The organism is Morganella morganii (assembly GCF_041099235.1).
Lineage (GTDB): Bacteria > Pseudomonadota > Gammaproteobacteria > Enterobacterales > Enterobacteriaceae > Morganella > Morganella morganii_E.
Genome location: NZ_JBFZSO010000004.1, coordinates 177,382 through 197,032, shown reverse-complemented (window position 1 = coordinate 197,032; position 19,651 = coordinate 177,382). Strand labels below are relative to the sequence as shown.

The following is a 19,651-nucleotide window of genomic DNA, read 5'->3' as shown; positions in this document are numbered from 1 at the left end:
CTCTTCAGGTAAACAGGGCTATCAGCACCGGGGCAAACAGACTGAGGACAAAGCCGTGCACAATCGCGGCCGGGACAATCGATACACCGCCGCTGCGCTGCAATACCGGCAGGGTAAAGTCCATCGTGGTGGCACCGCCGAGGCCGAGTGCTGCGGCGCGGTGGCGGTTGATCAGCAGCGGGATCAGCATAATCGCGGCAATTTCCCGCGCCAAATCGTTAAAGAAGCCGACACTGCCGAGTACCGGGCCGAAAGCATCTGTCAGCAGAATACCGGACAGCGAATACCAGCCGAAGCCGGAGGAGAGCGCCATCCCGGTTTTGACCGGCAGCCCCGCGATCAGTGCCGCGAGTGCGCCGCCGAGCAGCGAGGTAATCACCACAATCAGCGAAACCAGCATACCACGGCGGTTAATCAGGATCTGACGCAGCGTCATGCCGCTGTTACGCAGCTGGATCCCGACGAGAAACAGCAGGAAGATCAGCGCGTATTCACTGGCAGCACCGGCAAAGGCGAGAAACGACCAGCCGAATAACCCGGTGGCAAAGCCAACCAGCAGCACACCACACAGTTGCAGGGATTCCAGCACCATATGCAGGCGGGAAGGTGGTTTTTGCTGTTTGTGAGCCGGAACCTGCCACGGGTATTTTTTGCCGTATAAAAACAGACCGGCGAGGTTACAGCCCAGCACCACCACGGAAAAGGTCAGGGTGTACTGCACAATCACCAGCAGATTTGCCCCGAGGTTTTCCACCAGCGCCAGGCTTATCCCCATCAGAAACAGGATCACATACACCATCGCGCTCAGGCCGCGACCGATGATTTTTTTCAGTGCCGTGCTGCTGACCGGGATGAGATAACCCGCAATAAGCGGGGCGAGAATAATTAATAACCCTGAATACATGTGTGTTGTTTCCGTAAAATAATGCCGTCTTTACTTATGTTTGTGTCACTATCTGATTAAAAAGCAGACGATTACAGCGGCATCCTCACCATAATTGCTACGTATCCCTCTGTTTTCGTGTTTAGTATAAGTCAAAACCGTTTTTATTTATTACATTGTGATAATACTTTATTGTGATCATTATTGTGACAGTATTGTCATAAAACAGGCGGTATCCGGCAAACAGTGAGGGAACTATGATTCTGGAAAGAGTGGAAATTCTGGGTTTTCGCGGTATTAACCGCCTGTCATTACCACTGACCGGCAATACGGTACTGATCGGTGAGAACGCCTGGGGGAAATCCAGCCTGCTGGATGCCCTGACGCTGACGCTGTCACCGCAGGCGCTGAATGCGAAATTTGTCCTGAGTGATTTTTATCACGCTGCCGACAGCGAAACCGGGCCTGTGCGCCATCTGCAGATTGTCCTGACATTCCGTGAAAACCGGCCCGGACGCTCCCGCTCCCGCCGTTTTCGTGAGCTGGCGCCGCTGTGGCGTACCAACGGGGATGAGTATCTGCGGATCAACTACCGTGTCAGTGCGGATCTGGCGGATGACAACACGATTACCAGTCAGCGCACCTTTCTGGATGAGGCCGGTGAGCCGCTGCTGCCGGCGGAAACCGATAAGTTTATCAGTGAGATTATCCGCCTCTATCCGGTACTGCGTCTGCGCGATGCCCGCTTTATGCGCGGCCTGAGAAAAAATGTGCCCGATTGTGAGGAAGAGGAATATGATCTCCGCACACAAACGGAGACGTTCAATAACCGGATGGCGGATCTGACCCGTGCCCTGGTGAGCAACCCGCAGACACTCTCCAATGATGATTTACAGGATGGCCTTGAGGCCATGAAACAGCTGCTCAGCCACTACTTTGCCGAGCAGGGGGAGTATCTGCTCGATCGCCGCAAAGCCAAACGGCTGAATATCGAACCGCGCCAGCGGGCGTGGCAGGCGCTGGAAGGGATTAACCGTGTCGTGGCAGGTCCTAATCAGCGCAATGTGCGGCTGATTATCCTCGGCATGTTTGCCGCGCTGCTCCAGTCCAACAGTGGTCTGAAGCTCGACCCCTATGCCCGTCCGATCATTATCGTTGAAGACCCGGAAACCCGCCTGCATCCGATCATGTTGTCGGTGGCGTGGGGTCTGCTCAATCTGTTTTCCTTACAGCGCATTACCACCACCAACTCCGGTGAACTGCTCTCGCTGGTACCGATTCATGATATCTGCCGCCTGGTGCGGGAATCCACCCGCGTTGCCGCTTACCGGCTGGGGGAAAACCATCTGTCACCGGAAGAGCTGCGGCGTATCTCATTCCATATCCGCTTTAACCGCCCGTCGGCACTGTTTGCCCGTTGCTGGCTGCTGGTGGAGGGAGAGACGGAAATCTGGCTGATGAATGACCTGGCAAAACAGTGTAATTATTACTTTGAGACTGAAGGGATCAAGGTGATTGAGTTTGCCCAGTGCGGTCTTAAACCTTTGTTAAAGTTTGCCAACAAAATGGGTATAGAATGGCATACGCTGGTTGACGGCGATGAAGCCGGTAAGAAATATGCAGCTACTGCCGCACACTTCTCATCGGGGCTCAATGATGTCGAGCAGGACAGACTGACCCGTCTGCCGGCGCCGGATATGGAGCACTTTTTATATCGCGAGGGGTTCAGCCGCCTGTATCACCAGGTCGCGGATATTCCGGAAAATATAAAAATGCCGGCCCGCCGGGTCATAACCAAAGCGATTCACCGCACCTCAAAACCGGATCTGGCGATTGCGATTGCCAACAATGCGGCGAACCGGGGTGTGGATTCTATCCCGCTGTTGCTGCGCCGGATGTTCTCCCGCGTGGCATGGCTCGCCAGAGGGCGCGCTAACTGAGGAACAAGGTGTTAATGAAAGCAGTTTCAAAGAAAAAAATCCTGACCGCCGGCATTCTGATTATTCTGATCGCCGGCGGTTTCTGGTTCTTCACCCGCGAAGATGCGCCGGTCAGCTATATGACAGCGAATGTGCAGCGCGGCACACTCGAAAAGAAAGTGATGGCCACCGGCAAGCTGGATGCACTGCAGAAAGTGGATGTCGGTGCGCAGGTCAACGGGCAGTTGCAGACCCTGAATGTCAAAGAGGGTGATTTTGTTAAGAAGGGCGATCTGCTGGCGGTTATCGATCCGGTCAAAGCACAGAACGTGGTGATTGAGGCTGAGCAGACGGTCAGTGAAATCAAAGCGCGGCTGAAGCAGGCAGAGGCGGAGTATGCCTTTGCACAGGCGACCTATCAGCGGCGGCTGGCACTGGCAAAAACTCAGGTTATCTCAAAGCAGGATGTGGATGAGGCGCGGCGCAATATGGATGTGCAGCGCGCGGCGATTGACACCTACAAAGCCCAGGTGGCACGTAATCAGGCCACACTCGATACCGCCCGCAATGATTTGCAGTACACCAATATCCGCGCGCCGATGGACGGCGTGGTGACAGAGCTGAAAACCCTGCAGGGCCAGACAGTGATTGCCATGCAGCAGGCGCCGACTATCCTCTCCCTGGCGGACCTCGATACCATGCTGGTCAATGCGGAAGTCTCTGAGGCGGATGTGGTGTATCTGAAACCCGGCCAGAAAGCGACGTTCAGTGTGCTGGGCGCGCCGGACAAATCCTTCAGCGGCGTGATCACCGATATTCTGCCGAAACCGCAGAAAATCAATGACGCTATTTTCTATTATGCCCGTTTTGAAGTGCCGAACCCGCAGCATGTACTGAAACTGGACATGACTGCTCAGGTCACAATCGCGCTGGAAAACCGCGACAACGTGCTGAAAATCCCGCTGGCGGCACTCGGTAAAGAGATCTCCCCGACCGAATACGAAGTGCAGGTGCTGGTGAATGGTCAGCCGGAAACCCGCCGGGTGACACTCGGCACCCGTAATGATGTGGAAGCCGAGGTGGTTAAAGGTCTGGCGGAGCATGAGAAAGTGGTGACTGGTATTGATGACGGCACAGCAGGATAATTCATGAGCGCATTATTAGAACTGCGGAATATTTACCGCCGTTATCCTTCAGGGGACAGCAATGTCACGGTGCTGGATAATGTCTCGCTGACTATCAGTGCCGGTGAAATGGTGGCGATTATCGGCCAGTCCGGCTCCGGTAAATCCACGCTGATGAATATCCTCGGCTGCCTGGATACGCCGAGTGACGGGCACTATTTTGTTGCCGGGAAAAATACAGCGGAGTTGAGCGGTGATGAACTGGCGGCGCTGCGCCGCGAACATTTCGGCTTTATTTTCCAGCGTTACCATCTGTTATCCCACCTCAGTGCGGAACAGAATGTGGAAATGCCGGCTATCTATGCCGGGCTGAGCGCCCGTGAGCGCCGTGAGCGGGCCGCAGCACTGTTGCTGCGTCTGGGGCTGGGGGAGCGGCTGATTTACCGGCCCGGACAGCTCTCCGGCGGACAGCAGCAGCGTGTCAGTATCGCCCGCGCCCTGATGAACGGCGGGGAAGTGATCCTCGCGGATGAACCGACCGGTGCACTCGACAGTCAGTCGGGTAAAGAAGTGATGGCTATTCTGCGCCAGCTCTGTGATGCAGGGCATACAGTGATTATCGTTACCCATGATCCGTCCATTGCCGCACAGGCCGCGCGGATCATTGAAATCAAAGACGGACATATCCTCAGCGACAGCGGATCAGTCATTAATCCGCAGGCGAAAGCCCCGGCCGCGAAACCGCCGCTGAAAAGCAGCGCGTTCAGCCGTTTCCTCGGCCGCTTTAACGAAGCGCTGCTGATGGCGTGGCGCGCCATGGTGGTCAACAAGATGCGGACACTGCTCACCATGCTGGGTATTATCATCGGGATTGCCTCTGTGGTGACCATACTGGTGATCGGGGATGCCGCCAAAGCGCTGGTGTTGTCGGATATCAAATCCATCGGCACCAACACCATTTTTGTCTATCCCGGCAAAGACTTTGGCAGTGACCCGGGACAGGATCAGCAATCCCTGAAACCCGGCGATGTGGATGTGATCCGTCAGCAGTCGTATGTCTATGCGGCGTCAGCGGAAATTGAGAACGGCGCGCGTCTGCGCAGAGGCAATCTCGACTCCGCAGCCCGTGTCACCGGAATCGGACCGGACTTTTTCACCGTGTATGACATGCGTTTCGGTGAAGGGCGCGCATTCTCCCCTGAGATGTACGAGCGCCGATCTCAGGTTGTTATCATCGATATGAATACCAAGCGTAAACTCTTTCCGCATCAGAATAATGTGGTCGGGGAAATGCTGCTGGTGGGCAACATGCCTGCAACGGTGGTCGGTGTGATTGCGGATCGCAAGTCTATGTTCGGTAACTCGAAAACCTTACAGGTCTGGATGCCGTACACCACCCTGACCGGCCGTCTGATGAAGCGTAATTACCTGGATATGGTCTCTGTGCGTATCCGCGATGGTTACAACACCAAAAATGCGGAAGAGCAGCTGGTGCGGCTGATGACGCTGCGTCACGGCAAAAAAGATACCTTTACCTATAACCTCGACAGTATTGTGAAAACCGTGGATAAAACCACGACCACCATGCAGCTCTTCCTGACCCTGGTGGCGGTAATTTCGCTGGTGGTGGGCGGCATCGGGGTGATGAACATCATGCTGGTCAGTGTGACGGAACGCACCCGCGAAATCGGCATCCGCATGGCGGTCGGTGCACGGGCGGGGGATGTGATGCAGCAGTTTCTGATTGAGGCGGTGCTGGTGTGTCTGATGGGCGGGGCTATCGGCCTCGGGCTTTCATACTCCATTGCCTTTGCTGCCAAAATGGCGCTGCCGGACTGGGAGTTTGTCTTCCGCCCTGCGGCGATTGTCAGCGCGGTGCTCTGTTCGACCGCGATCGGGATCATCTTCGGCTTTCTGCCGGCCAGAAATGCGGCTAAACTTGATCCTATTGATGCACTGGCGCGGGAGTAACCGCGCACAGTCTGAAAATACGAATGCGTCGCGGAATGACGATTGACATTACCGCGACGATCCGCATAATTTTGTTAAATACCGTGTTACGGCGCTGTGGTGTCGTCATCTTCAGTAACCGGAATAATCACACTGACGTGATGCCCTTTTGGTCCCTGAATGGTGTCATAATTCACTTTCTGACCCGCCTTCAGCGTGCGGTAGCCGTCCATCTGAATCGTCGAATAGTGTACAAAAATATCGTCACCACCATCCGACGGGCAGATAAACCCGAAACCCTTGGCGTTGTTGAACCACTTAACAGTACCTGTTTCCATACTGTTACAACCCTCATCTGTCAAACGATTGAAAAATGCTGCACAATGCACCATATGATCCATAATACTCAGTAATGAAGTATCAGATGTACGCGGATATACTGGTTGCTTTGTACATTATTTATACTCTATTGAATTAGAGGGTAACGTCAAGCCTTTGTTTACAGCAACACTGTATTGGCCTGTAAAGTTTGATACAGATAACGCTAAGTATTGATACGCCTGATGTGGCGTACGTTTTCTATAACCGGAATAGCAATGAGTCACTATCAATCTGAATCACAAACGGATGTCACGCTCAGGGAAAAAGCGCTGCAGAAGATACAACCACCGTCTATGTATAAGGTGGTTTTAAACAACGACGACTATACCCCTATGGACTTTGTGGTTGAAGTTTTACAAAAGTTCTTTTCTTATAATGTTGATCGTGCGACGCAGATTATGCTCGACATCCATTATCAGGGAAAAGGGATCTGCGGGGTATTTACCGCTGAAATCGCTGAAATGAAAACAACACTGGTCAATACGTACGCGAAAGACAACGATCATCCGTTGCTGTGTACACTCGAGAAGGTATAAGAATACACTTTGTTTCTCTGAATGGAGGTGCCTATGCTCAATCAAGAATTAGAGCTCAGTCTGAATATCGCCTTTGCCAAAGCAAGGGACAACCGGCATGAATTTATGACCGTAGAGCACCTGCTGCTGGCGTTATTAGGTAACAAATCAGCCCGTGAGGCGCTTGAAGCCTGCCGCGTTAACCTGGCCATCCTGCGCCAGGAACTTGAGCATTTTATTGAACAAACCACACCGCTGCTGCCGGAAGGGGATGATCGCGAAACCCAGCCGACACTGAGTTTCCAGCGCGTGTTGCAGCGCGCCGTTTTCCATGTCCAGTCATCGGGCCGTAATGAAGTCAACGGCGCGAATGTGCTGGTGGCTATTTTCAGTGAGCAGGAGTCCCAGGGGGCTTATCTGCTGCGCAAGCATGATGTCAGCCGTCTGGATATTGTGAATTTCATCTCTCACGGCACCACCAAAGGTGAAGATGAAAATGACAGCGGTCCGTCCTTTGATGAGCCGTCACAGTCTGCCGCCGAAGAGAGTACCGGCGGCGAGGACAGTCTGGATAACTTCACCACCAATCTTAATGACCTGGCCCGTAAAGGCCAGATTGACCCGCTGATCGGCCGTCAGGCGGAACTGGAGCGCACCATTCAGGTGTTGTGCCGCCGCCGTAAGAATAACCCGCTGTTTGTCGGGGAATCCGGGGTCGGTAAAACCGCGATTGCGGAAGGGCTCGCCTGGCGTATCGAGCAGGATGATGTACCGGAAGTGATCAAAGGCTATACCATTTTTTCTCTGGATATCGGTTCACTGCTGGCAGGCACCAAATACCGCGGTGATTTCGAGAAGCGCTTTAAGGCGCTGCTGAAAGTGCTGGAGAAAAACGAAAAAAGCATTCTGTTTATTGATGAGATCCACACCATTATTGGTGCCGGTGCGGCATCCGGTGGTCAGGTGGATGCGGCAAACCTGATTAAACCGTTATTATCCAACGGGAAAATCCGTGTAATTGGTTCCACAACCTATCAGGAATTCAGCAATATCTTTGACAAAGATAAAGCGCTGACCCGCCGTTTCCAGAAAATTGATATTAATGAACCGACTGCCGATGAAACCGTGCGCATCATTAACGGCCTGAAAGCCAAATATGAGGCACACCATGATGTGCGTTATACCGCGAAAGCCATTCAGGCTGCCGTGGCTCTGTCGGTGAAATACATCACTGACCGCCATCTGCCGGATAAAGCGATTGATGTTATCGATGAAGCCGGGGCGAGAACCCGTCTGATGCCGCTGAGCCGCCGTAAGAAAACCATTGGCGTCGGCGAAATTGAGGCGATTGTGGCGCGGATCGCGCGTATCCCGGAAAAAACCGTTTCGAGCAGTGATAAAGATCTGCTGCGTAACCTCGACAGCCGCCTGAAAATGCTGGTCTTCGGCCAGGATCCGGCGATTGATGCCCTGACGGAATCCATCAAAATGAGCCGTGCGGGTCTGGGGAACGAGCAGAAACCGATTGGCGCCTTCCTGCTGGCAGGGCCGACCGGGGTCGGAAAAACCGAAGTCACAGTGCAGCTGTCCAAAGCAATGGGTATCAAGCTGCTGCGCTTTGATATGTCCGAGTATATGGAGCGTCACACCGTCAGTCGTCTGATTGGTGCGCCTCCGGGCTATGTCGGGTTTGATCAGGGCGGATTGCTGACGGATGCGGTTATCAAACACCCGCATGCGGTGGTACTGCTGGATGAAATCGAAAAAGCGCATCCGGATGTCTTTAACCTGTTATTACAGGTGATGGATAACGGGACACTGACCGATAACAACGGGCGCAAAGCGGATTTCCGCAATGTGATCCTGGTGATGACCACCAACGCCGGTGTGCGTGAAACCCAGCGTAAATCCATCGGGTTTACCGAGCAGGACAACAGCACTGACGCGATGGCGGAAATCAAACGGGTATTCACACCGGAGTTCCGTAACCGTCTGGACGGCATTGTCTGGTTTAATGCGCTGTCACAGCCGATTATCGCCCAGGTGGTCGACAAGTTTATTGTTGAACTCCAGGCGCAGCTGGATGCGAAAGGTGTTTCCATTGAAGTGTCTGCCCGTGCCCGTACATGGCTGGCAGAAAAAGGGTATGACCCGGCAATGGGCGCACGTCCGATGGCCCGTGTGATTCAGGATAAACTGAAAAAACCGCTGGCGAACGAATTACTGTTCGGTGAGCTGGTGAACGGCGGTTCGGTGATTATCGATCTTGATAAGAAGAAAGATGAACTGACTTACCGTTTCAGTGCCCTGAAAGAGAAGTCCGGCGATCCGGTAGCCTGACAGAAACGATCACCACAGGACGCGCACTTCGGTGCGTTGCCTGTGGTGTCTTTTTATGAGGCGTGGCCTGCAGGGATCAGCGGCTACGGAAGACGATACGGCCTTTGCTCAGGTCATATGGGGTCAGTTCTACTGTAACCTTGTCGCCTGTCAGGATGCGGATATAGTTTTTACGCATTTTACCGGAGATATGTGCAGTCACAACGTGTCCGTTTTCCAGTTCCACACGGAACATCGTGTTCGGCAGTGTATCTAACACAGTGCCTTGCATTTCAATATTGTCTTCTTTGGCCATCTAATCCTCTAATGTTAATAACCAGTATTTTCAAACCGCAAGATAATGCCGAAAAACCGGGATTATGTAAAGGAATGATATTTTTTAAGCACCGCGTCTGAAACATAAAACGGGCTGAAACATACCATTTCCTGTTGGTTTACAGCGATTTTATAAAAAAGGCGGCAGTTGTGACGGCACCGGACGTGCTAATGTCTGCGGCTGCCAGCATGACTGCGGTAAATGATTATCACGCAGCTGATAAAGCTGACGGATAAACGCCTGTCGCGGGATCTCCCGCGCACCGAATGATTCGGTGTAATGATTCAGTATCTGACAATCAAACATCCTGCCGCCGTGGCCGGTAAAATGGGCAAAAAAGGTCATAAAAGCGATTTTTGACCCGTTACTGACACGACTGAACATTGACTCCCCGCAGAACAGTGACCCCGTGTTAAGGCCATACAGCCCGCCAACCAGCGCGTCATCATCCCACACTTCGACGGAATGAGCACGTCCTGCCTGATGCAGCCGGATATAGGCGGCGACAATATCGTCTCCTATCCAGGTGCCCTCATCCCGCTCTGTACAGGCCCTGATGACCTGTTCAAAGGCATGATTGAGTGTCACCCGGTACGGGTGTTTTTTCAGAATCTTGTGCAGCGAACGGCTGACATGCAGTTCCGCCGGATACAATACCGCACGCGGATCCGGCGACCACCACAGAATGGGTTCGCCGGGGGAATACCACGGGAAAATCCCTTCCCGGTAGGCAAGCAGCAACCGGGCAGGGGAGAGATCCCCGCCGGTGGCCAGCAGCCCGTCCGGGTCGGTCAGCGCGTGTTCAACAGGCGGAAAGAGAAGTTCCTCATCCAGCTGATAAAACGGCATCGGATCCCCCGGTCATTACCGGAATACGGTTCACAAACTGATAATAACGGCCTCTGCGCGCCAGCAGCGCGTCGTGAGAGCCTTGTTCGGCTATCTGCCCGCCATCTATCACGCACAGCGTGTCCATGTGTTCCAGGCCCTGTAAACGGTGGGTGATAATCAGCATGGTCCGGTCACGGCCGATATGCCGCAGCAGGGCGAGAATATGCTGCTCGGTATCTGCATCCAGTCCTTCTGTCGGTTCGTCGAGCAGCAGGAACGGCGCATTATGCAGCAGGGCGCGGGCGATGCCGAGACGGCGCTGTTCACCGCCGGAGAGCAGACGGCCGCCTTCGCCGATCCAGGCATTCAGCCCCTGGTCGTTATCCAGCAGATTTTCCAGCCCGACCTGTACCAGCACGGCATTCAGCTGCGCATCGGTTGCTTCGTTATTCCCGATCTGCAGATTACCGCGCAGTGTGTTATTGAACACATGAATACGTTGCGGAACCACTGCCATCAGTGACCGGAGGGTGTTTTCATCATAAGCGGCAATCGGCTGGTCATTCAGGCGGATTTCACCTTCACTGACATCCCATGCCCGGGTCAGCAGCTGCAATAAGGTGGATTTCCCGCAGCCGGTTTTTCCCAGCAGGGCGAGGTGCTCACCGGCACGCAGTGTCAGGGAGATATCTTTCAGCACCGGCAGCGGTTGTCCCGGATAGGTAAACCCGACACCGCTGAGGCTGACACTGACCTGTGCGGATGCCGCCGGACCACTGGCCGGGAAAGTCACTTCCGGTTTGGTGTCCACTATCTGCGATACACGCTCTGCGGAGGTCATCACCTGGCCGAGATGCTGGAAAGCCACCGCGACCGGGCCTAACGCTTCAAATGCTGCCAGGGCGCAGAACACAAACAGGGCTATAATGGCGCCGCTTTCGCGGTATGGCCAGCTGACGCCGGAGGCCATCCACAGCATCAGCGCAACGGCAAACCCGGTCGCCAGAATAATAATCGCCTGGGAAAGCCCGGTCAGACCGGCCTGGCGCTGTTGCTGTACCAGCCAGCGTTGTTCGGTCTCTGCCAGTTGCTCGCGGAAACGGGACTGCGCACCGAAAATAGTCAGTTCTGCCTGTCCCTGTAATGCGCTGGTCAGCAGGGTACGATACTGTGCCCTGAGTGTGGTCAGCTGCACGCCGATGGGCTTACCGGTGTAATAAAACACCACCGGCAGGGCAAACAGCAGGAAGGTCATAAACCCGCCCAGCGCATACGCAAGTGTCAGATCCAGAAAACCGAGCCCGAATGTCAGCACCGCAATCACCACCAGCGCGGCAACGATCGGCGAAATCACCCGCAGATAGAGGTGATCCAGTGTTTCCACATCCCCGACCAGCCGGTTGAGCAGTTCTCCCTGGCGGAAACGGGCGATACCGCCCGGTGTCAGCGGCAGGATTTTCTCAAAGGCAAATACCCGCAGATGTTTCAGCACGCGGAAGGTCGCACTGTGGCTGACCAGCCGCTCTGCATAGCGTCCGGCGGTGCGGGAGATAGCGGCACCCCGCACCCCGGCGGCAGGCAGCATATAGTTAAAAAAGGCAATTCCCGGCACACCGGCAATGGCAGTACCGGCGAGGAACCAGCCGGACAGCGTCAGCAGGCCGATACTGGCGAGCAGGGTGGCAATCGCCAGCAGGATCCCGAGCGTCAGTAAAAACCAGTGGCGGCGGTAGAGGGCTAAAAACGGCAGTAAAACACGCATGATTACAGATCCCCCGTCCGGTGTGACAACAGCTGTGCAAAGGCACCCTGCTGCCGCTGCAGAGCAGGATAGCTGCCCTGTTCAATAATCAGACCTTTATCCATCACCCAGACTTCATCGTAGTCACGGGTTTCTTCCAGCAGATGCGTCACCAGCAGGGTAGTCTGCTGACGGGCGGCATCATTGAGGGCATGCATCACACGCTCCTCACTGTGGGCATCCAGGCTGGCGGACGGCTCATCCAGCAGCAGCAGATGGCACGGATTAAGCAGGGCGCGCGCCACAGCAATCCGCTGTGCCTGGCCGACAGAGAGCCGCGCGGCATTATCCCCGACCACGGTATTGACCCCGTCAGGCAGCGAATCAATAAAGTCGGTCACATAGGCTTTTTCCATCACCGCCGTGATTTTCTCAGAAGAGGCATCCGGGCGGCTCAGGCGGATATTGTCCAGAATGGTCTGTTCCGGCAGATGCGGGTTTTGGCCCACCCAGCTCAGCTGTGCCCGCCAGCTTTCCGGGCTGATATCGCGCAGCTCCTGCTGATTGATCCGGATACTGCCTTCATAGGGCAGAAAACCCAGCAGCAGATTGAGCAGCGAACTTTTCCCGGCACCGCTCTGGCCGACAAGCGCGATACGCTGCCCGGCATTCAGGGTGAAATTCAGCGGCCCGGCCAGTTTTTCCCCTGACGGGGCAAAAATCACCAGGTCGGTTGCGGTGACAGCAATCTGTTCTGCTGGTGCCAGCGGTTCTGTGCCCGGTAATTCATCATCATTGTTTTCGGCGGATAACAGGGTAAACAGCGATTCCGCCGCGCCCACCGCCTGTGCTTTGGCGTGGTAATAAGTCCCGAGGTCACGCAGCGGCTGGAAAAACTCCGGCGCGAGGATCAGAGCAATAAATCCGGCAAACAGCGTGACACCCATGCCGTAACTGCCGAAATTCAGTTCACCGAGATAGGAAAAACCAAAATAAACCGCGACGACGGCAATCGAGATCGCCGCGAAAAACTCCAGCACGGCGGAGGAGAGAAACGCCATACGCAGCACTTCCATGGTGCGCGAGCGGAAATCTTCGGTGGCGTCATCAATCTGTTGCACTTCCTCACGACCACGGTGGAAGAAACGGATGGTTTCCAGCCCGCGCAGGCGGTCAAGGAAATCGCCGCTCAGGCGGCTCAGGGCCAGGAAGTTACGGCGGTTGGCATCAGCGGCACCCAGACCCACCAGTGCCATAAAAACGGGGATCAGCGGCGCTGTCACCAGCAGAATCAGGGCTGCCGCCCAGTTGATCGGGAACAGCGTGATCAGAATCATCAGCGGAATGGTGGCGGACAGGGTCATCTGCGGCAGATAGCGGGAATAGTAATCCTGCATATCATCAATCTGCTCGAGAATAATCGTCGCCCAGCTTCCCGCCGGTTTGCCTTTTACCCGTACCGGCCCGAGCTGTTCCAGTTTATCCAGTACTGTCCGGCGGATATCACGTCTCACCACCTGTCCGCAGATAAACCCGACCCGTTCGCGGATCGCGGCAACAGCGGCGCGGGCAATAAACAGTATGACCAGTACAGTGAACGGAGTGAGGAGCTGTTCGCGGGGCACGTGCTCCATAATGAGGGACTGAAGGAGGACAGCGAGGCACCAGGCCTGGCCGATAATCAGTAAACCGCTGAGTACGCCCAGCAACATCGATAGACGTAACCATCGCCGGGCCGGTGCCGCCTGAAGTTTTAACCAGCGGACGAGTTCTGACTGTCTTGATTTATCCATTTTTTCTGTATGCAGGTGATAAGTAAAAATACGGCTGAAATCAGCAGGATAATGTCATGGTACACGAAAAGGCGCTACAGATATAGCGCCCTGAAAATGCAGGATTATTTGTTATCTGCGAGGCTGTCGAGATAGCGCTCGGCATCCAGTGCGGCCATGCACCCGGTTCCCGCAGAGGTGATCGCCTGACGGTAGATATGATCCATCACATCCCCGGCGGCAAACACCCCCGGAACGGATGTCTGTGTTGCATTACCGTGCGTGCCGGACTGAACACGGATATAGCCGTTTTCCAGATCCAGATGTCCCTCAAAAATACCGGTATTCGGGCTGTGGCCGATGGCGATAAAGCAGCCCATCACCGGCAGCTCTTCGGTAGCGTCACTTTTGGTGTCACGCAGACGGACAGCGGTCACACCCATCTGGTCGCCGAGTACTTCATCCAGTGTGCGGTCAGTGTGCAGAACGATATTGCCGTTCTGAACCTTATCCATCAGACGGTTGATGAGGATTTTCTCAGCGCGGAAGCTGTCACGGCGGTGGATCAGATGCACTTCTGATGCAATATTGGAGAGATACAGTGCTTCTTCCACAGCGGTGTTACCGCCGCCGACCACTGCAACTTTCTGGTTACGGTAGAAAAAGCCGTCACAGGTGGCGCAGGCAGACACACCACGGCCTTTGAAAGCCTCTTCCGACGGCAGGCCGATATAACGGGCAGATGCGCCGGTGGCGATAATCAGCGCGTCACAGGTATAGGTATTTTCCCCGGTCAGGGTAAACGGGCGTTTGCTGAAATCCACTTCAGTGATGTAGTCATTGATGATTTCAGTCTCAAATTTTTCGGCGTGTGCCTGCATACGCTCCATCAGGCCCGGCCCGGTCAGACCTTCCGGGTCACCCGGCCAGTTTTCCACTTCGGTGGTGGTGGTTAACTGACCACCGACTTCCACCCCGGTAATCAGCACCGGATTTAAATTCGCCCGTGCCGCATAAACCGCAGCGGTATATCCGGCAGGGCCGGAACCCAGAATAATTAATTTACTGTGTCGGGTTGCGTTCATGAACACCTCATTAACAGAATGGCAAAAAAGCGTGTACAGGATTGTAGGAGAAACCAAGGGGTAAAAAAAGGAATAAAAACGGCAGAGCACAAAATTGAAATCGGCCGGAAATGAGTAGATTTTCAGGCGATTGTACGAGAAAGTGATTATTCAGAAGATTCCTAAGTTGTTTGAATATCACACCAAAAGCACGCAATATTTGTCAGCGAAACGTTTTTCTGTCATTTTCTTCAACAGGTTGTTCTGATTTTTGTTCATTTGCTTTGACAATCGGCTGCGCATTTGCGAAAACATCAGTGTAAGAGATTTTTATCCGTCGGGTTAATACATCCTGTTACACCGGTGATGTGTTTGTCCTGATGACGAAGCATGGTAATTTCAGCTTACGACTATAGCGATAATAATCTGAATGTTCCGGTAAACTGGCGCCGGTTGCGTATTCTAATAATCAGAAATGCAAAGAATTGGCCTGAAAACATGTTTTCCGATGCTGATTTTGTTCCGTCAGGTAAGGGAAGTGTTATGGGTGTAGGAAAATAGTAAATAAGAGAGATAACGAGATGATTGATAACAAAAAGCGTCCGGGTAAAGATCTTGACAGAATCGACAGGAATATTCTTAACGAATTGCAGAAAGATGGCCGTATCTCTAACGTCGAACTCTCCAAACGTGTGGGTCTGTCTCCGACTCCGTGTCTGGAACGTGTGCGCCGTTTAGAGCGTCAGGGCTTTATCACCGGGTATACCGCGCTGCTGAATCCGCACTATCTGGATGCCTCCCTGCTGGTATTCGTGGAAATCACCCTTAACCGCGGGGCACCGGATGTGTTTGAACAGTTCAACACCGCCGTGCAGAAGCTGGAAGAGATTCAGGAATGTCACCTGGTTTCCGGTGATTTTGACTACCTGTTGAAAACTCGTGTGCCGGACATGTCGGCTTACCGCAAACTGCTGGGTGAAACTCTTCTGCGTCTGCCGGGCGTGAACGACACCCGTACTTACGTGGTGATGGAAGAGGTCAAACAAAGTAACCGTCTGGTCATTAAGACCCGTTAATTTGTTTCCTGCGTCATGTGCAAAACGGGATAAATCAGGTACACTCCTGTTTATGCATACAGTTTCAACGCTGAGCTTCCCTCAGCGTTGTTCCGTTTTACTGACAGGAAAAAACCGGACGTTGCGTCAGGAAATGACATGAGCCAGGAATATACAGAAGACAAACACATCAAATTCAGAAAAATCAGCAGCGGCCGCCGGTTGCTGGAAGCCGTCCTTATTGTGATCGGGTTGTGCGCCGTCTTTCTGCTGATTGCTCTCTTATCGTTTAATCCGTCAGACCCGAGCTGGTCCCAGACCACTTGGCATGAGCCGGTGAAGAATCTGGCCGGCAGTATCGGGGCCTGGTTTGCGGATATTCTCTTTTCCGCCTTTGGCATACTGGCTTACACCGTCCCCCCGCTGATGATTCTGGGGTGCTGGTCGGCCTTCCGCAGTAATGAAAATAAAGATTACGTGGACTTTTTCTCACTCTCGATGCGTATCATCGGGGGGCTGACACTTATCCTTTCATCCTGTGCCCTGGCATCCCTGAATGTGGATGATATGCAGAACTTCGCGGCAGGCGGGGTGATCGGCAGTTTATTCAGCTCAGCACTGATGCCGTGGTTTAATGCCCTCGGCGCGACACTCGCGCTGCTTAGTCTGTGGGCTATCGGCCTGATGCTGCTGACCGGCTGGTCGTGGATCACCATCGCCGAAAAAACCGGTGCAGCGGTCCTTTCGCCGATTACCTTCATCACCAATCACTCCCGTGACCGTTATGACGATCAGTATTACGACGATCGTGAATATGACGACGATGAGGAATACTACGATGATGAGGAAACGGATGAGCAGGCAGAGCACAGCAGCATACCGCAGACAGCAGCAACTGCGGCAGCTCTGACCGCCGCTGCGCCTGACAGTGAGGCACAGAGTCAGACCGTACAGTACCGTGAATACGATGATGCGGACGATGTGCTGTTTTCCGCACCGAATGCGGCGGAACTGGCCCATCAGGCACATTATGAGGATTTGGCGGATAACAGTGACCCGCTGCTGATCCCGGTACAGAATCTCTCAGCCGGTCCGGAAACCGCTGCTGAACCTGTGGTGCCTGTGGTACATGCACAGGAACACACCGCACCGGCTGCGGATGAACCTGAACACTACCGTTTTGATGTTCCGGATGCTTACCGGACAACCGTTGACCTGAATGCCCCGATCAATGTGCCGGATATTCAGCCGGAACCGGAGCCTGAACCGGCAGCACCGCAATGGGAAAACCCGTTTGCTGGCAGTGGCCGTACAGAACCGGTCTTTACGTTCGATTTGCCTGATGTGCCGGATACCGGTGATAACGGCAGCGCACATCTGAGTTCTGCGGCAGCAGCAACCGCAGCGGCAGCTTTTGGTGCGGTACAGGTCAAACAGGGTCTCGGCCCTGAACTGCCGCGTCCGAATCCGGTACGCCTCCCGACACGGCGCGAGCTTTACGGCATCCGTATTCCGTCTCAGCGTGACGGGGAACTTGAGCGTCTGCGCCGTGAGCAGGATGAGTTTGCACAACTGCATCAGCCGGAACATCAGGATGCACAGACTGAGCCGGATGAAGACGATGTATTACAGGCGCGTCTGCGTGATGAATTTATTACGCAGCAGCGTAACCGTTACGGTGATGATGAGACGGATATGCCTCCGGCAGCAGACCCGGTACAGGCAGTAACTGAACCGGAAATCACCTCCGGTACCTCCTCAGCCTTTATCCCGGCGGCATCTGCCTATCAGGCACCGGTCAGTCATCACTCCTTTGCGTCTGCACCGCCGGTGGCGGATGTTCACCCGGCGGCAGAAGAAGACGATGAAGATGAGCAGGAAGCTCAGCGTCTTCAGGCACAGTTTATGCAGATGCAGCAACAGCGCTACAACGGGCAGGCTGACGCAATTTTATCTGATCTGGCTGAACTGAAAGCCTTCTCTCCGGTGGAGGATCTGGTCGATCCGGAACCGGCAGAGCCGCTGTTTATCCCGACACCGGTCGCTGCCCCTGCGGCAGAACCGGCACCGGTTTATTCCGCGCCGCAGACTCCTGCTCAGAGCTTTGAACCCGTTGCCGCGCCACAGCAGAATGCAGCACCGGTAACTTCACAGGAAGCACAGTTACAAAAACAGATGGAAGAGAGCCTGTTCCATCCGTTCCTGGTCCGTAATGACCAGCCGCTGCCGAAATCGACCACGCCGATGCCGTCTCTGGATCTGCTGGCCTCACCGCCGGGTACCATTGAGCCGGTGGATGAGTTCGCCATGGAACAGACAGCCCGTCTGATTGAGGCTCGCCTGAATGACTTCCGCATCAAAGCCCGTGTGGTCGGTTATGAGCCGGGGCCGGTGATCACCCGCTTTGAGCTGGATCTGGCACCCGGTGTGAAAGCCTCGCGTATTTCCAACCTGTCCCGCGACCTGGCGCGTTCACTTTCCACGGTTGCCGTGCGTGTGGTGGAAGTTATCCCGGGCAAGCCGTATGTGGGGCTGGAACTGCCGAACGAAAAACGTCAGACCGTCTATCTGCGCGAAGTGCTGGACTGCGATGAATTCCGCGATACACCATCACCGCTCTCTGTGGTGCTGGGGAAAGATATCTCCGGTCAGCCGGTGGTGGCGGATCTGGGTAAAATGCCGCACCTGCTGGTGGCCGGTACGACGGGCTCCGGTAAATCAGTCGGCGTAAACGCCATGATTATCAGCATCCTGTATAAAGCGAAACCGGAAGATGTCCGCTTTATCATGATCGACCCGAAAATGCTGGAACTCTCGGTTTATGAAGGTATTCCGCACCTGCTGACCCAGGTGGTGACTGACATGAAAGATGCCGCCAATGCCCTTGGCTGGTGTGTGGCAGAAATGGAACGGCGCTATAAACTGATGTCCGCACTCGGGGTGCGTAATCTCGCGGGCTATAACGAAAAAATCCTGATGGCGGAATCCATGGGACGGCCGATCCCGGATCCGTTCTGGAAACCGACCGACAGCATGGAAATGACGCATCCGGTTCTGAAAAAAGAGCCGTATATCGTGGTCATGGTAGATGAATTTGCTGACCTGATGATGACCGCCGGTAAAAAAGTGGAAGAACACATCGCCCGTCTGGCACAGAAAGCCCGTGCAGCGGGGATCCACCTTGTGCTGGCGACACAGCGTCCGTCAGTGGATGTTATCACCGGTCTGATTAAAGCCAACATCCCGACCCGTATTGCCTTTACCGTATCCAGTAAGATTGACTCACGAACCATCCTCGACCAGGGCGGCGCGGAATCTCTGCTGGGTAACGGGGACATGCTCTATCTGCCGCAGGGTGCCAATGCGCCGCTGCGTGTTCACGGCGCGTTTGTCCGCGACCAGGAAGTACATGATGTGGTAAATGACTGGAAAGCCCGTGGTCGTCCGGAATATATCGATAACATCACCCGTGGTGGTGAGGACGGCGAAGGCGGCAGTTCTGTCAGCGGGGAAGATCTGGATCCGCTGTTCGATCAGGCGGTACAATTCGTCACAGAAAAACAGCGGGTCTCCATTTCCGGTGTTCAGCGTCAGTTCCGCATCGGTTATAACCGGGCGGCGCGGATCGTGGAAGAAATGGAAGAACAGGGCATTGTCAGTGAACCGGGCCATAACGGTAACCGCGAAGTACTGGCACCGTCCTCAAATAACTTTTAATGACGCCGCTGCCTGCAAAGGCGGCGTCTGATTTATCCGAACG

14 protein-coding genes are annotated in these 19,651 nt (G+C 54.4%); 7 read left to right on the top strand and 7 right to left on the bottom strand.

The window, feature by feature from the left end; all coding sequences use genetic code 11:
• Window positions 1-4 precede the first annotated feature (4 nt).
• On the bottom strand, window positions 5-904 hold the full coding sequence (locus tag AB7038_RS09300; protein WP_049246907.1) for a lysine exporter LysO family protein: 900 nt from the start codon (window positions 902-904) through the stop codon (window positions 5-7).
• A gap of 236 nt (window positions 905-1,140) precedes the next feature.
• Between AB7038_RS09300 and AB7038_RS09295 the strand changes: the two genes are divergently transcribed.
• The 3 genes from AB7038_RS09295 to macB are packed head-to-tail and all read left to right on the top strand — an operon-like array spanning window position 1,141 to window position 5,897.
• On the top strand, window positions 1,141-2,823 hold the full coding sequence (locus tag AB7038_RS09295) for a DUF2813 domain-containing protein (protein ID WP_369453186.1): 1,683 nt from the start codon (window positions 1,141-1,143) through the stop codon (window positions 2,821-2,823).
• 14 nt (window positions 2,824-2,837) lie between these two features.
• Window positions 2,838-3,947, top strand: a complete 1,110-nt coding sequence (gene macA / locus AB7038_RS09290) for a macrolide transporter subunit MacA (protein ID WP_369453185.1) — start codon at window positions 2,838-2,840, stop codon at window positions 3,945-3,947.
• 3 nt (window positions 3,948-3,950) lie between these two features.
• On the top strand, window positions 3,951-5,897 hold the full coding sequence (macB, locus tag AB7038_RS09285; protein WP_369453184.1) for a macrolide ABC transporter ATP-binding protein/permease MacB: 1,947 nt from the start codon (window positions 3,951-3,953) through the stop codon (window positions 5,895-5,897).
• An 86-nt stretch (window positions 5,898-5,983) separates the two neighbouring features.
• Here the strand turns inward: macB and cspD are convergent, their stop codons facing one another.
• Window positions 5,984-6,214: a cold shock domain-containing protein CspD gene (gene cspD, locus AB7038_RS09280; RefSeq protein ID WP_004235798.1), complete on the bottom strand. Its 231-nt coding sequence runs from the start codon at window positions 6,212-6,214 to the stop codon at window positions 5,984-5,986.
• 258 nt (window positions 6,215-6,472) lie between these two features.
• On the opposite strand from cspD, the gene clpS reads away from it, so the two are divergent.
• Together clpS and clpA are read left to right on the top strand one after the other, a co-directional pair.
• Complete coding sequence (gene clpS / locus AB7038_RS09275; protein WP_015422570.1) at window positions 6,473-6,793, top strand: ATP-dependent Clp protease adapter ClpS; 321 nt, start codon at window positions 6,473-6,475, stop codon at window positions 6,791-6,793.
• Between the two features lie 33 nt (window positions 6,794-6,826).
• Entirely contained in the window at window positions 6,827-9,112 is a 2,286-nt protein-coding gene (gene clpA / locus AB7038_RS09270) for an ATP-dependent Clp protease ATP-binding subunit ClpA (protein WP_369453183.1), read from the top strand.
• Window positions 9,113-9,188: 76 nt separating this feature from the next.
• On the opposite strand, the gene infA is transcribed toward clpA, so the two are convergent.
• The 5 genes from infA to trxB form a co-directional block, all read right to left on the bottom strand.
• Window positions 9,189-9,407, bottom strand: coding sequence for a translation initiation factor IF-1 (infA, locus tag AB7038_RS09265; RefSeq protein WP_002211347.1), 219 nt, complete (start codon window positions 9,405-9,407; stop codon window positions 9,189-9,191).
• Window positions 9,408-9,557: 150 nt separating this feature from the next.
• Entirely contained in the window at window positions 9,558-10,277 is a 720-nt protein-coding gene (aat, locus tag AB7038_RS09260) for a leucyl/phenylalanyl-tRNA--protein transferase (RefSeq protein ID WP_072870975.1), read from the bottom strand.
• Window positions 10,255-12,021 (bottom strand): heme ABC transporter ATP-binding protein/permease CydC, encoded by a 1,767-nt coding sequence (cydC, locus tag AB7038_RS09255; protein WP_369453182.1) that lies wholly within the window; start codon window positions 12,019-12,021, stop codon window positions 10,255-10,257. The genes aat and cydC overlap by 23 nt, the downstream gene beginning before the upstream one ends.
• Window positions 12,022-12,023: 2 nt before the next feature.
• Window positions 12,024-13,793 carry a heme ABC transporter permease/ATP-binding protein CydD gene (gene cydD, locus AB7038_RS09250; protein ID WP_369453181.1) on the bottom strand — a complete coding sequence of 590 codons (1,770 nt, stop codon included), beginning with the start codon at window positions 13,791-13,793 and terminating at the stop codon, window positions 12,024-12,026.
• A 104-nt stretch (window positions 13,794-13,897) separates the two neighbouring features.
• Window positions 13,898-14,857 (bottom strand): thioredoxin-disulfide reductase, encoded by a 960-nt coding sequence (trxB, locus tag AB7038_RS09245; RefSeq protein ID WP_214178628.1) that lies wholly within the window; start codon window positions 14,855-14,857, stop codon window positions 13,898-13,900.
• 560 nt (window positions 14,858-15,417) lie between these two features.
• Here trxB and lrp point away from each other — a divergent pair.
• The gene (lrp, locus tag AB7038_RS09240; protein WP_004235807.1) at window positions 15,418-15,912 is read left to right on the top strand and encodes a leucine-responsive transcriptional regulator Lrp; all 495 of its coding nucleotides are present in this window, start codon (window positions 15,418-15,420) and stop codon (window positions 15,910-15,912) included.
• A 138-nt stretch (window positions 15,913-16,050) separates the two neighbouring features.
• The gene (locus tag AB7038_RS09235; RefSeq protein WP_369453180.1) at window positions 16,051-19,608 is read left to right on the top strand and encodes a DNA translocase FtsK 4TM domain-containing protein; all 3,558 of its coding nucleotides are present in this window, start codon (window positions 16,051-16,053) and stop codon (window positions 19,606-19,608) included.
• The last annotated feature ends 43 nt before the right edge of the window (window positions 19,609-19,651 follow it).